Below are 12,431 nucleotides of genomic sequence, written 5' to 3'. Positions count from 1 at the left end.
TCGGGAGGATGGTGCGACTGGGTCTTCTGCGGCGGCGACCGCTGTTGCATGTCGCCACCGATCGTGGCTCCGGCCCGGTCGTGGTGCTGCTGCACGGCATCGCATCCTCGTGGGTGACCTTCGAGAACGTCATCCCGCTCCTCGACGGACGGCACCGGGTGCTGGCCCTCGACCTCCTGGGCTTCGGCGGGTCGCCGGCGCCGGATGACGCGGCCTTCACCCTGGACGACCACGCAGCGGCCGTTCACCGGACCCTGCGCCGGATGAGGGTCGGCGCGCCGTTCGTGCTCGTGGGGCACTCGATGGGGGCGCTGATCGCGGCACGCTACGGTGCCGCGTTCCCCCGCGATCTCAGCCGGGTGGTCCTCGTCAGCCCGCCGATCTACCTCGCGCCGTCAGCGATCGGCGACCCGCTGGACCGCGCAGCGATGGAGCTCTACCTGCGCGCGTACGGGTTCCTGCGCGAGAACAAGGAGTTCACGATCCGGGCCGCCGGGCAGCTGGCGCGCCTGTCGCCGATCAAGGATCTCCTCGACGTCTCCGACGACAATTGGCGCGCGTTCGTCCTCTCGTTGCAGAGATCGATCGAGTCGCAGACCACCGTGAGCGACCTGGCCGCGATCCGGGTGCCGATCGAGATCGTGTACGGGACGCTCGACCCGTTCCTCGCCCCGGCCGGCATCCGCATCGCGGAGCGCCTGCGCGGCGTGACGAGTCATCGCGTGGTCGGCGGAGATCACGTGATCCGTCGACGGATGGCCCGTGTCGTCGCCACGGCGGTGGGCTGAACCGCCGGCGGGTCGTCGTGCGCTCCGGCATCGGACGATCGCTCCGACGACGGCCGGGGCTCGAGAGCCCGCTCCGCCTGCTGCTTCAGGTACAGCCATTCGGCGTCAGACACGCGCTTCATGCTGAAGGCTCCGCCCCAGGATGCCGCCCCACTCCCGCGCCCGGTCGACTTCACCGTCGCACAGCTGCCCGTGCTCGTCGACGAGGGCCTCGTACCCGCGCCTGCCGACCTGGGCACCGGCTCGGCGGAGCCTGCGCGCGATGGCCGGCAGGGCGGAGCCGCTGAGCAGCCGCGACATGTCCACTCGCGTCGTGAACGGCGTGATCTTCAGGCCTGACAGCGCGGTCCGATCGATCCATTCGCGAAGTCCCGGAGTCAGCGCGCGGTCCTCGAGCTGCGCTCCGTACATCCGCCCCTCCACCCATGTGGCGGCCTCGGCCCGCGACGCGGGCGTCGGCAGGGAGCGGGCGTGCGTCGGAGCGCCGACGACGATCAGGTCGAACCGGTGCAGCTCGAACGGCGAGACGCGCCGGACGTCGCGGCAGTCCGCCTCGGCGGAGCCGCGAACACCGTCGGAGATCGCCTCCGCCACCTGGCGGGTGGCTCCGAACATCGACTCGTAGGCGATGAGCACGCGGGGCGTGGAAGAACTGTCCATGTGTCGAGCGTGTCCGGCACCCGGCCCCGCCTGAAGGGTCGAAGGTCCCCTCGGACGGCGTGGGACCTTCGACCCTAGGTGGCGCTCGACGGGCACGACACGGTGGGCGTCATGACGAATCACCGTGCGCCGTCGACACCGTCGAGCGGCAAGTTCTTGAAGCTGCCGGCCGCGACGGCTCTCGTCGTCGGGTCGGTCATCGGCACCGGGGTGTTCGGCATCCCGTCCGCGCTGGCGGGCTTCGGCCCGATCAGCCTCATCGCGTTCATCCTGGTGACGATCGGCGCGATCGCGCTTGCGCTCGTGTTCGCGGCGCTGTCGAAGCGCTCCGGCGACGGAGCCGGCGGTCCGTACACCTACGCGCGTGAGGCGTTCGGCGAGTTCGCCGGGTTCCTCAACGCCTGGACGTACTGGGTCACGGCCTGGGCGGGAAACGCCGCCATCGTGGTCGCCCTCGTCGGATACGTCGAGGTGTTCGTGAACACCGACCACAACATCTGGTGGTCGATCGTCATCGCCCTGATCGGGCTCTGGATCCCGGTGGTCATCAACGTGCTCGGGCTGAGGTCGCTCGGAGCGGCCCAGACCATCTTCACGGTGCTCAAGGTCATCCCCCTGGCGTTCATCGCCCTGGTCGGCGTCTTCTTCATCAACCCGGCCAACTTCGGCCCGTTCAACTCCTCGGGCACGAGCGGCTGGGCGGCCCTCGCCGGCGCCGGCGCGATCGCGCTGTTCTCCTACCTCGGCATCGAGACCGCCGCGGTCGCCGCCAAGCGCGTCCAGGACCCGAGCAGGAACATCCCGCGGGCCACGATCGCCGGAACGCTGGTCAGCGCGGTGGTCTATATCCTGGGCACTCTCGCGGTGTTCGGCCTGGTCAGCAACGCCGCGCTGCGCAAGAGCACTGCACCGTTCAGCGACGCCGCGAACGCCATGTTCGGCGGCAGCTGGGCCGGCGAGGTCATCGCCGTGTTCGCGGTCGTGTCGGGGCTCGGCTGCCTGATCGGCTGGACCCTCATCGTCGGCGAGATGCCGAACGCCGCCGCCAAGAACCAGCTGTTCCCCCGCGTGTTCCAGACGGAGCGGCACAACGTCCCGATCGTCGGCGTCGTCGTCTCCACCGTCCTGGCGAGCCTCCTGACGGTGCTCGCGTACACGAGCTTCGAGCAGGTCTTCACCACGGTCGTGCTGCTGACCGTCTTCACCTCGGTGGTGCCGTACATGTTCTCCGCCGGCGCGCAGCTCCTTGACCTGATCCGTGGCAGGGGCGTGCGGGGTGGCCGGTTCGTGCGCGACATGACGATCGCGATCATCGCGCTCGCCTTCACCTTCTGGGCGCTGCTGGGAAGCGGCCAGGAGGCGGTCTTCTACGGCACGGTCTGCGTGCTGCTGGCGGTCCCGCTCTACGCCCTGACGCGTTCGGCCCGACGCCGCGGCAACGACCTGCTGCCGGACTCTGCGCCGCTCGGCGCACCTGCCGACCTCGAGGATGCCCGCATCGCCGGGCCTCTCCCCGACATCGATGACGACGCCGCGAGCGGCGAGAAGAAGCTGGAGCCGATCCGATGACCACCCTGACCCCTACTCCCGAGCTCGACGCGGTCGCCGCTCTCAGCGTCGAATCCGAGATCGGCACCCTGCGCGAGGTGATCCTGCACCGACCCGGCATCGAGTTGAATCGCCTCACGCCGGCCAACCGCGAGGAGCTGCTGTTCGACGACGTGCTCTGGCAGTCGCGTGCGCGCACCGAGCACGACACGTTCGCCGAGGCCCTGCGCTCGCGCGGGGTGGTCGTCCATCTGTTCGGCGACCTGCTGCACGACACCCTGCAGGACGGCCACGCCCGCAGCGAGGCGATCGCCGGGACGTTCACCGAGGACCGATTCGGGGCCCGGCTGGCCGCCGCACTCCGCGATCAGGCCGAGGACGCATCCTCCCCATGGCTGGCCGATGTCATGCTGGGCGGTCTCGCCCGCCGAGACATCGATACGCGCGTCGGTCGCGCTCTCGCCCTGGAGGTCGCCGCGCCCGACGGATTCCTGCTGCCGCCGCTGCCGAACACCCTGTTCCCCCGCGACAGCTCCGCCTGGATCTACGGCGGCGTGCAGGTGAACTCGATGGCCATGCCCGCACGACGTCGCGAGTCGCTGCACGTCGACCTCGTCTACCGGCACCACCCGCTGTTCGCGGGCGCACTCCGCTACGACGACCCGCACCGCGTCGGATCTGCGCCTGCCACCGAGGGCGGCGACATCCTCGTCATCGGCGATCGCACCGTGCTCATCGGCATGGGCGAGCGGTCCACCCCGCCGGCATCGAGCGGCTCGCGTCGCGGCTGTTCGAGACCGGGGAGGCGGACCGGGTGATCGTCGTCGCCATCCCGAAGTCCCACGCGACCATGCACCTCGACACGCTCATGACGATGATCGATCGCGGCACCTTCGCCATGGGCGCCACCCTCGACCCGACCGCGCTGACCGGCTGGAACCTGACCCCCGGCGCGGATGGCGTCGACGTCTCCGAGTTGCAGCCGCTCACGCCGATGATCGCCGATGCGCTTGGCATCCCGTCCCTGACGACCTTCCAGACCGCGGAGGACGATTGGGCCGCCGCCCGGGAGCAGTGGGACGACGCCAACAACTTCCTCGCCGTGTCACCGGGCGTGGTCGTCGGGTACGAGCGCAACGTCGCCACCAACACGGCGCTGCGACGACACGGCATCGAGGTCATCACCATCGCCGGCAGCGAGCTCGGCCGCGGCCGAGGCGGCTCCCGTTGCATGACCTGCCCGATCCGCCGGGACTCGGTGGTGGAGCCGTGAGCGCCGTCATCGAGCGCCGCATCGGCGCCCTCAGCGACTGGAATCTCGTCCCGGCCGCGCGTACGATCCTCGACCTGGCCGCCGAATTGAAGACCGCCCGCCGGGAAGGATCCGAGGTGCAACGGCTGCGGGGTCGCGCCATCGTGCTGCTGTTCGAGAAGCCGTCGACGCGCACGCGCAATGCCTTCGAACTCGCCGCCGTCCAGCAGGGCGCGCACGTCACGTACATCGACGGCGGTCAGACCCACCTCGGCGAGACGGAGAGCGTTGCCGACACCGGCGCCGTGCTCGGACGGCTCTACGACGGGATCGCCTACCGCGGCGCGCCCCAGGCGACGGTCGAGCAGCTGGCGGTGTCCTCGGGTATCCCGGTCTGGAACGCGCTGACCGACGACTGGCACCCGACCCAGGCTCTCGCGGACTTCTTCACGCTCGAGGAGACCTGCGGACGGCCCGCATCCGAGTTGACGATCGCGTTCGTCGGCGACGGCCGCGACAACGTCGTGCACAGCATGCTCGTCACGGGCGCCGCGCTCGGGTCGCACGTGCGCGTCGGCTGCCCCGCCGAGCTGGCGCCGGACCCGGTCGTCGTCGAGCACGCTGCGTCGCTCGCGCACCGCACCGGTGGGACCATCGAGGTGCTGCACGACCCTCACGCCGCCGTCCGAGGAGCCGACGCCGTGTACACGGATGTCTGGGTCAGCATGGGCGAAGCGGATGGCCTCTGGGAGACCCGGGCCCGCACGCTCGCGCCCTACCGCGTGACGCCGGCACTCATGGCAGCGACCGGCAAGCTGGACGCGCGGTTCATGCACTGTCTCCCGGCGGTCCACGACGACACCACGACCGTCGGGGCGCGCATGCGCCGCGTGACGGGCCTGGTCGGCGCGGAGGTCGACGACGAGGTGTTCCGGTCGGAGCATTCCGTCGTGTTCCAGCAGGCCGAGAACCGCATGCACACCATCAAGGCGCTCATGGTCCACGACCTCGCCGGTGACGAGGGGCCGGCACGGTGAGGATCGTCATCGCACTCGGCGGCAACGCTCTGCTCAAGCACGGCCAACGGCCGGAGGCCGAGCCTCAGCGGGTGCGGGTGCTCGAGGCAGCGCGCGTGATCGCGGGCGCGACCCATGGGCATGACCTCGTCATCGTGCACGGCAACGGGCCGCAGGTCGGCATGCTGTCGCTCGAATCCCGGGCCGACCCGGCGCTGCGCAGACCGTATCCGCTCGCCGACCTCACCGCGGAGACGCAGGGGCTCATCGGCCACTGGATCGCGGCCGGGTTCCGCGCCGCCGAGCCGGCCCGTACCGCGGTCGCGATCGTGTCGCACACCGTCGTGGATGCGACGGATCCGGCGCTCGCACATCCCACGAAACCCATCGGCCCCGTCGTCACCGCGGCGGAGGCCGACGCGGCCCATCGCCGTTGGGGGTGGCAGTTCCGGCCGCACGACGACGGGATGCGTCGCGTCGTCGGCTCGCCCGAGCCGCGAGCGGTGATCGAGCTACCTGCGGCCGAGCTGCTGCTGCGCGCCGGCGCGGTCGTGGTGATCGGTGGCGGCGGCGGCATTCCCGTCACCACCGACGGCCGGGAGGTGGACGCGGTCATCGACAAGGATCTCGTCGCCGCGCAGGTCGCGAGCGCACTTCGCGCCGACCGGCTCGTCATCCTCACCGACGTGCCCGCCGTCGTCGACGGCTACGGGACCCCCATGCTCGGCCGCTCGCCGGCCCGCACTCCAGCGCCGAACTGGCCGAGATGTCGTTCGAGGCCGGCTCGATGGGTCCCAAGGTGCTCGCAGCGCGGCGATTCGTGGACCAGACCGCGGGAGTCGCATCCATCGGTGCTCTGGGCGACGTCGAGGCGATCATGGCGGGCGAGGCGGGAACCCACGTCCTCCCGAGCCTCGGGCCCGCGACCATCGAGGAGAGCCGGGCCAAGCAGTTGGCGGAGGCGTGACGGGAGAACGTCCGGCGATCGGGCGTTGGATCGTCGCGGTCACCGTCGGCGAGGCCGTCGGCTTCGCCGTCGCTGCCGCGATCGCGGTGGTGGTCACGGTGTCCGGCATGAATCCGGCCCTCGGCCTTCTCCTGATCGTGAGCGGTGGCGCGGTGGAAGGCGCTCTGCTGGGGATCGGCCAGGTGGTCGGCCTGGGGCGATTCGCACCGGCGCGCCGACGGTGGATCGGAGCCACCTCGGCCGGTGCGGCCGCGGCGTGGGGAATCGGCCTCATGCCCAGCACGATCGGTCTGAACGATCTGACGCCGGCAGTGATCCCGCTCGTCGCTCTCGGCGCGGTCCTGCTTCTGTCGATGATCCCGGTGGCGCAGTGGCTCGCGATCCGTCACCGGCCGCGGAGCCTTCGATGGGTGCCCGCGTCGATGGGTTCCTGGGCGGTCGCGGCCGCCTGGACGGCCGCACCCTCGCCGTTTATCGACGAGGGCAGTCCGCTTGCGCTCGTCGCCGGGCTCTACGTCGTCGCCGGATTGCTGATGGCGCTCACGATCGCGTCGCTGACCGCTCCGTTGGCCCGCAGCGTGTTCACGGCGGGCCCACGGAACTAGGCCGACACGGCGTCCCGTTGGGGCTCGACGCTCCCCGAGGTGGGTGCCGCCGGCGGCACGATGCACAACGGTGCCGATGCGACCGGAAGAACGGCTCGAGCGGTGGACCCCAGGACGACACCCGTGACCGGGCCCCACCGGTGGCTGCCCAGGACCAGAAGCTGGCCCCGGATGGCATGCTCCGCCAGCACCGCGCTGGGCAGGCGCTGCTCCAGGAGACCGCGGAGCCTGACGCGCGGGAAGGCGGCACGGATCCGCTCCAACGATCGGGACAGGATGTCGCGGTGCAGCACCCGCTCATCGCCCTCGTTCATCGCGATCCGGGAGTCATGCATGTCGGGGACGGTGACGGTCCACGCGTGAACCGCTTCCAGCTCCACGCCGGCGTCCTGCGCCTCCCGGGCGGCGAACAGCATCGCGCGGTCGCAGGTGTGGTCACCGGAGATGCCCACGACGACGGTCCGCCGCATGGACGGCGTCCAATCCTCGGGCACGATCACCGTCGCGCACTTCGAGCGAGCCGCGACCTGCAGCGGCAGCGAGACGCCGAGCCTCCACGCGGCCGGCCGCCCGCGACGCGACCCGAGGACCAGCAGATCCGCCTCGGTCGACGCCTCGAGCAGCGCCGCCGGGATCGCGACCGTGACGAGTGACTCGTCGACGACGGTCGTAGGCGAGCGTCGACGAAGCTGGGCGGCCGCGTCCCGCAGTATGGCCTCCTCATCGTCTGGTTCGGCGAGAACGAGGTCGAATGCACGGACCAACTGCACGTGAGTCGGCTTCGACAGGGATCGGCGGATCACCCATTCCAGTGCCATCCGACCGCTGCCCGGATCCACGCCCAGGACGATTCGTTCCATCTCATGCTCCTTCGAGTGCTGTGCTCCTCCCACCCTCACCCCGCGCCCCGTCCGGGGTGAGGGCCGAAGGTCCCGTGGGACCTTCGGCCCTACGCGGCCCCGCGGTGCCACGGTTGCATCGACGGCATGGACAGTTCACATTTCGCCGGCAAGACCGTCATCGTCACCGGCGCGGGATCGGGTATCGGCCGAGCGACCGCGGAGCGCATCGTCGCCGAGGGCGGGCGCGTCGTCGCATCCGACGTCGTCGAGAGCCGTCTCGCCGCACTCGTCGACGAACTCGAGGGCGACGTGGTCACAGTGCTCGGCGACATCTCCGATGAGGCCGCGGTGGTCCGCGTGATCGAGGCGGCTGGTGAGCAGATCGATGGGCTGGCGAACGTCGCCGGCATCATGGACGGTTTCCTGCCCACCGCGGAACTCGACGACGAGACCTGGAACCACGTTCTGGCGGTCAACCTGACGGCTATGATGCGGCTGACCCGAGCCGTCCTGCCGAAGATGATCGCCGCGGGCAAGGGATCGATCGTCAACGTGTCGTCGGAGGCGGGGCTCCGGGCGTCCGCCGCCGGCACCGCCTACACGACCTCGAAGCACGCGGTGAACGGCTTCACCCTGAGCACCGCGTTCTTCTACACCCCGAAGGGGATCCGCTGCAATGCGGTCGCCCCCGGCGCGGTCGCCACGAACATCGAGGCGCCGTTCAAGTCGGAGTGGGCGCAGCAGCGCCTCGGGCCGCTGATGCAGACCAACGTGCCCGGCGTCGCCGAAGCCGCGCAGCTGGCCGCGGCCATCACCTGGCTGCTCAGTGACGACTCGGCGAACGTCTCCGGCGCGATCCTGCCCGATGACGGCGGGTGGGCGGCGTACTGATGACCCCTCTGCACCGACCGCTCACCAACTGGCACGACCAGGCCACGGGCCGGCTCTCGCGCGGAGAGCGCGCGGCGGACCGCCTGCGCAACGGGATGGGCAGCTGGTGGTTCGTCGGGATCTTCGTGCTCGTGATGGTGGCGTGGGCGCTCGCGAACGTGTTCGCGATTCGGTGGGACCCCTACCCGTTCATCCTTCTCAATCTCTTCCTCAGCATGCTCGCCGGTCTGCAGGGTGCGATCCTGCTGATCGCGGCGAAGCGGCAGGACGCGATCGCCGCGGCGCTCGCCCGGCACGATTATGAGACGAATCTCGCGGCCAAGCAGGAGATCGAGGAGCTGATGGAGCTCAACCGCCGCCAACTCGAACTCCTCCGAGAGCTGCACGCCGCCGGCGAAGCATCCGTGAGGGCGGTTGCCGGCTGACCACGACAGAACACCGTGCCGCAACTAGGCTCTGGGACGTGGCCTCGGTGGAGGAGATCAGCTTCCCCGATGCCCCGCGGTCCGAGCTCGAGCAGACCATCGAAGAACTCGTTGAGCGCGCGCAACGCGTGCTAGCGACGCAGGGCCGTCTGCGCAGCCTGTTGCGCGCCAATCGGGTCGTCATCGAGCAGCTGGACATCGAAGAGGTCCTGAAACACATCGTCGAAGCCGCCATCGACCTCGTCGATGCCCGCTACGGCGCTCTCGGTGTGATCGGGCCGGACGGCTTCCTCGAGCGCTTCATCCACGTCGGGATGTCGGGTGAGCTGGCGGCCAAGGTCGGAGACTTGCCGCACGGCGTCGGGATCCTCGGTGCCGTGATTCACGACGCGGCGCCGATCCGGTTGGAGCACCTGCACGACGACCCGCGGTCCAGCGGGTTCCCGGCCCACCACCCGCCGATGGACGCCTTCCTCGGCGTGCCGATCCGCGTCCGCGACGACGTGTTCGGCAACCTGTACCTTACCGACCCAGCCGCCGGACGCTTCACGCCGGAGGACGAGGAACTCGTCAGCGTTCTCGCCGCCACCGCCGGCATCGCCATCGAGAACGCGCGCCTGTTCGATGAGGTCAAGGTGCGCGAGAGGTGGGCGAACGCCCGGGCAGAGGTCACCGCCGCGATGCTGTCCGACGATGTCGACGCCCTCGACGTGATCGTCCGGCGGGTCGCCGACGTCATGGACGCGGCTCTCGCCTGTGTCGTGACACCGGAGGCGGACGGTTCGCTCGTCGTCTCCGCCGTTGAAGGAGCCCTGGCGGACGGCGTCCGCGGGCGTCATTTCGCCGCGGAGGGGTCGCTGGCCGGCCAGGTGATCGCCTCCGGGACGATGCTCACCACGAGCGGACAGCCGGCCGGCGCTCAGTTCGAATCACAACCCGAGGTCGGTCCCACGCTCGTCGTGCCGCTCAGCGCGAGCGGCACAGTGCTCGGGGCCCTGGCCGTCTCGAGAGCCCCGGAGAGGACCGGATCCCGGACGTCGACATCAACCGAGCGACCGAATTCGCCCGCCAGGCAAGCGTTGCGCTGCAACTCGTGCAAGCGCGCCTGGACCGGCAACAGCTGGAGCGCGTCGAGGACCGCTCGCGCATCGCCCGCGATCTGCACGACCACGTCATCCAGCGACTGTTCGGCGCCGGACTGACCCTGCAGGCCGAAGCGACCCGCACGAGCGAGGGATCGCGCGGGGTGATCCTCGAGCAGGTGAACGCGATCGATGCCGCCATCGCGGAGATCCGCACCGTCATCTTCGCCCTCTCGTCGCCCCCGGCGGGAAGCTCCGCCCTGCGCCATCGAGTTCTCGACGCTGTCAGCGAGGCGGGGGCGGGTCTGCCCACGCCACCACGGCTCACCTTCGACGGCGCGGTGGATCTCATCGTGCCCGCCGAGATGGTCGAGGATGTCGTCGCCGTCGTCCGCGAGTCCGTCACGAACGTCGCCCGCCACGCGCGGGCGTCCCACACCGATGTCGGCGTCCAGGTCGACGACGATCACGTCACGATCCGCATCGATGACGACGGAATCGGGTATGCGCCGGGGGACGCGCGAGTGGAACGGCGAACGTCGCTGCCCGCGCTGACCGACTCGGCGGCACCTATTCGATCCGGTCCCGGGACACCGGCGGCACCGCGGTGCTGTGGCGGGTGCCACTCCGAACGGAGCAGCCGTGATCCGAGTGTTCCTGGTCGACGACCACGAGATCGTGCGGCGCGGTATCGCCGAGCTCATCAATGCAGAACCTGACCTCGAGGTCGTCGGCGAGTCCTCCAGCGTCGCCCGTGCCCTCGGCCGCATCGCGGCGACGCAACCCGACGTCGCCGTGCTCGACGTGCGGCTGGCTGACGGCTCCGGCGTGGATCTGTGCCGAGATGTGCGCTCCGCACTGCCGGACACGCGGTGCATCATGCTGACCGCGTACGACGACGACGCCGCTGCGCGCGCGGCGGTCCTGGCCGGAGCCAGCGGCTACGTTCTCAAGGACATCCGCGGGCAGAACCTCGTCGCCGGCATCCGCACCGTCGCCGGCGGGGGTCGCTGCTGCGGCCCGGTCTTGCCGACCGCGTCGTGGAAGCGGCATCCGAAGGCTCGGCGACGTCCGACGACGATCCCCTGTCGCTGCGGGAGCGGCAGGTGCTCAAGCTGATCGCGGAAGGACTCACCAATCGGCAGATCGGCGAACGGCTCGACCTGGCGGAGAAGACGGTCAAGAACTACGTCTCCGGCCTCCTCGCCAAGCTCGGCCTCGAACGACGCACGCAGGCCGCGGTGTATGGGGCGGCACGCCAGCGAGGGGACCTTCGGCCCTAGGACGGCGCGGGGCGGTCGCTGGATGCTCATTCCATGACGATCCGAGACGACCAGCTGCTCCGCTCACGTCTGCGCGACGCGTTCGACGCCGATCCCGCCCTCGACGCCTTCCAGCTCGCCGTGGACGTGCACGACGGGATCGCGCGACTGCATGGTGTGGTCGGCAGCTACGCCGAAAAGCTGGAGGCCTTCTCCATCGCGCGCCGGATGGCTGACGTGCGCGACGTGGTCAACGACCTCCACGTCCGTCCCTACGGCGCCGACTGGCGGGTCACGGACCGGCAGATCACGGACCACGTCCGCGAGCGGATCGGACTCGCCCTCGTCGAGACCGGCGAGGTCAACTTCTCGGTCGACCATCACGTCGTCACGCTCAGCGGCCTGGTTCCCACCGTCGAGGAACGCGCGCTCGTCCGGCACGTCGTCGAGACGGTGCCCGGCGTCGACTTCGTCGACAACGACATCGAGGTCGGCAGCCGATGAACGACCCCATCATCCGCGACCTCACACCCGAGGAGTGCTGGACCGAGTTGCGCCACAATCAGCTCGGCCGCCTCGCCGTCGCCGTCGCCGGCGAGGTCGACATCTTTCCCGTCAACTACGTCGCCCACGATCGTGCGCTGTACTTCCGAACCGCTCCGGGAACGAAGTTGCTCGAACTCACTGTGAACCAGCGCGTGGCGTTCGAGATCGACACCTGGACCTACGACCAGGCGCGCTCGGTCGTCGTGAAAGGAATCGCCGAGCGACTCGAACACCAGTCCGACATCGATGCCGCCGACCGACTGCCCCTCCTGCCGTGGATCCCGACGCTCAAGTACCGCTGGGTCCGGATCGCTCCGACGTTCGTCCGCGGCCTGTTCTTCGACCGCGCCGCGGAGCCCGAGAGGTACTGACGGTGCCATGACGAAAACCCCGGAATTCCGGGGTTTTGAGTGTGGGCGATACTGGGATCGAACCAGAATCTAGGCGCACTCGTCATCGCGCGCGGCGACCGGCAAACACTGGCGTCTCGTCCGGAAACACGGGCAGCAGCGCTAGGTCCACGGCCCAGTATCTTGCCCTAGGATGG

13 protein-coding genes and 3 pseudogenes are annotated in these 12,431 nt (G+C 70.0%); 14 read left to right on the top strand and 2 right to left on the bottom strand.

The window, feature by feature from the left end; genetic code table 11:
* The first annotated feature begins 8 nt into the window (after window positions 1–8).
* A complete protein-coding gene (locus tag QQK35_RS18225; RefSeq protein WP_284255416.1) occupies window positions 9–788 on the top strand; it encodes an alpha/beta fold hydrolase in 780 nt (259 codons plus the stop codon).
* A gap of 105 nt (window positions 789–893) precedes the next feature.
* Here QQK35_RS18225 and QQK35_RS18220 read toward each other — a convergent pair whose 3' ends face one another.
* On the bottom strand, window positions 894–1,448 hold the full coding sequence (locus QQK35_RS18220) for a flavodoxin family protein (RefSeq protein ID WP_284255414.1): 555 nt from the start codon (window positions 1,446–1,448) through the stop codon (window positions 894–896).
* A gap of 111 nt (window positions 1,449–1,559) precedes the next feature.
* Here QQK35_RS18220 and QQK35_RS18215 point away from each other — a divergent pair, with 111 nt between their 5' ends.
* From QQK35_RS18215 to QQK35_RS18190, 6 genes and pseudogenes are all read left to right on the top strand, one after another.
* Window positions 1,560–3,017 (top strand): amino acid permease, encoded by a 1,458-nt coding sequence (locus QQK35_RS18215; protein ID WP_284255413.1) that lies wholly within the window; start codon window positions 1,560–1,562, stop codon window positions 3,015–3,017.
* A pseudogene (locus tag QQK35_RS20685) lies at window positions 3,014–4,269 on the top strand (arginine deiminase). Before QQK35_RS18215 ends, QQK35_RS20685 begins: the two are co-directional and overlap by 4 nt.
* Window positions 4,266–5,285, top strand: a complete 1,020-nt coding sequence (argF, locus tag QQK35_RS18200; protein ID WP_284255409.1) for an ornithine carbamoyltransferase — start codon at window positions 4,266–4,268, stop codon at window positions 5,283–5,285. Before QQK35_RS20685 ends, argF begins: the two are co-directional and overlap by 4 nt.
* A pseudogene (locus tag QQK35_RS20680) lies at window positions 5,282–5,962 on the top strand (amino acid kinase family protein); the annotation flags it as partial. The gene argF and the pseudogene QQK35_RS20680, both read left to right, overlap by 4 nt.
* A 68-nt stretch (window positions 5,963–6,030) precedes the next feature.
* On the top strand, window positions 6,031–6,231 hold the full coding sequence (locus QQK35_RS18195; protein ID WP_284255407.1) for a hypothetical protein: 201 nt from the start codon (window positions 6,031–6,033) through the stop codon (window positions 6,229–6,231).
* Window positions 6,228–6,836 carry a hypothetical protein gene (locus QQK35_RS18190; protein WP_284255406.1) on the top strand — a complete coding sequence of 203 codons (609 nt, stop codon included), beginning with the start codon at window positions 6,228–6,230 and terminating at the stop codon, window positions 6,834–6,836. Before QQK35_RS18195 ends, QQK35_RS18190 begins: the two co-directional genes overlap by 4 nt.
* On the opposite strand, the gene QQK35_RS18185 is transcribed toward QQK35_RS18190, so the two are convergent.
* Window positions 6,833–7,696 (bottom strand): universal stress protein, encoded by an 864-nt coding sequence (locus tag QQK35_RS18185; RefSeq protein ID WP_284255405.1) that lies wholly within the window; start codon window positions 7,694–7,696, stop codon window positions 6,833–6,835. The two genes, QQK35_RS18190 and QQK35_RS18185, sit on opposite strands and share 4 nt — an antisense overlap.
* Before the next feature lie 126 nt (window positions 7,697–7,822).
* Here QQK35_RS18185 and QQK35_RS18180 point away from each other — a divergent pair, with 126 nt between their 5' ends.
* The 7 genes and pseudogenes from QQK35_RS18180 (at window position 7,823) to QQK35_RS18150 (ending at window position 12,255) form a co-directional block, all read left to right on the top strand.
* On the top strand, window positions 7,823–8,569 hold the full coding sequence (locus QQK35_RS18180) for an SDR family NAD(P)-dependent oxidoreductase (protein WP_284255403.1): 747 nt from the start codon (window positions 7,823–7,825) through the stop codon (window positions 8,567–8,569).
* Window positions 8,569–8,994: a DUF1003 domain-containing protein gene (locus QQK35_RS18175; RefSeq protein WP_284255402.1), complete on the top strand. Its 426-nt coding sequence runs from the start codon at window positions 8,569–8,571 to the stop codon at window positions 8,992–8,994. Before QQK35_RS18180 ends, QQK35_RS18175 begins: the two co-directional genes overlap by 1 nt.
* A gap of 38 nt (window positions 8,995–9,032) precedes the next feature.
* Window positions 9,033–10,196, top strand: a complete 1,164-nt coding sequence (locus QQK35_RS20675) for a GAF domain-containing protein (protein WP_431311824.1) — start codon at window positions 9,033–9,035, stop codon at window positions 10,194–10,196.
* Window positions 10,088–10,795 (top strand): sensor histidine kinase, encoded by a 708-nt coding sequence (locus tag QQK35_RS20670; RefSeq protein WP_431311823.1) that lies wholly within the window; start codon window positions 10,088–10,090, stop codon window positions 10,793–10,795. The genes QQK35_RS20675 and QQK35_RS20670 overlap by 109 nt, the downstream gene beginning before the upstream one ends.
* A pseudogene (locus tag QQK35_RS18160) lies at window positions 10,719–11,359 on the top strand (response regulator). Before QQK35_RS20670 ends, QQK35_RS18160 begins: the two are co-directional and overlap by 77 nt.
* 33 nt (window positions 11,360–11,392) lie before the next feature.
* The gene (locus QQK35_RS18155; protein WP_284255399.1) at window positions 11,393–11,842 is read left to right on the top strand and encodes a BON domain-containing protein; all 450 of its coding nucleotides are present in this window, start codon (window positions 11,393–11,395) and stop codon (window positions 11,840–11,842) included.
* The gene (locus QQK35_RS18150) at window positions 11,839–12,255 is read left to right on the top strand and encodes a pyridoxamine 5'-phosphate oxidase family protein (RefSeq protein ID WP_284255398.1); all 417 of its coding nucleotides are present in this window, start codon (window positions 11,839–11,841) and stop codon (window positions 12,253–12,255) included. Before QQK35_RS18155 ends, QQK35_RS18150 begins: the two co-directional genes overlap by 4 nt.
* Window positions 12,256–12,431 lie beyond the last annotated feature (176 nt).

The organism is Pseudolysinimonas kribbensis, from assembly GCF_030161895.1.
Classification (GTDB): Bacteria; Actinomycetota; Actinomycetes; order Actinomycetales; family Microbacteriaceae; genus Pseudolysinimonas; species Pseudolysinimonas kribbensis.
The sequence above is the reverse complement of the archived record's forward strand: the minus strand, read 5'-3'. Positions and strand labels throughout refer to the sequence as shown.

Coding starts and splice junctions, on each gene's coding strand:
- QQK35_RS18195 (WP_284255407.1), top strand. CDS start 6,031: ATGTCGTTCGAGGCCGGCTCGATGGGTCCCAAGGTGCTCGCAGCGCGG.
- QQK35_RS18180 (WP_284255403.1), top strand. CDS start 7,823: ATGGACAGTTCACATTTCGCCGGCAAGACCGTCATCGTCACCGGCGCG.
- QQK35_RS18215 (WP_284255413.1), top strand. CDS start 1,560: ATGACGAATCACCGTGCGCCGTCGACACCGTCGAGCGGCAAGTTCTTG.
- QQK35_RS18175 (WP_284255402.1), top strand. CDS start 8,569: ATGACCCCTCTGCACCGACCGCTCACCAACTGGCACGACCAGGCCACG.
- QQK35_RS18220 (WP_284255414.1), bottom strand. CDS start 1,448: ATGGACAGTTCTTCCACGCCCCGCGTGCTCATCGCCTACGAGTCGATG.
- QQK35_RS18225 (WP_284255416.1), top strand. CDS start 9: ATGGTGCGACTGGGTCTTCTGCGGCGGCGACCGCTGTTGCATGTCGCC.
- QQK35_RS18155 (WP_284255399.1), top strand. CDS start 11,393: ATGACGATCCGAGACGACCAGCTGCTCCGCTCACGTCTGCGCGACGCG.
- QQK35_RS18150 (WP_284255398.1), top strand. CDS start 11,839: ATGAACGACCCCATCATCCGCGACCTCACACCCGAGGAGTGCTGGACC.
- QQK35_RS18185 (WP_284255405.1), bottom strand. CDS start 7,696: ATGGAACGAATCGTCCTGGGCGTGGATCCGGGCAGCGGTCGGATGGCA.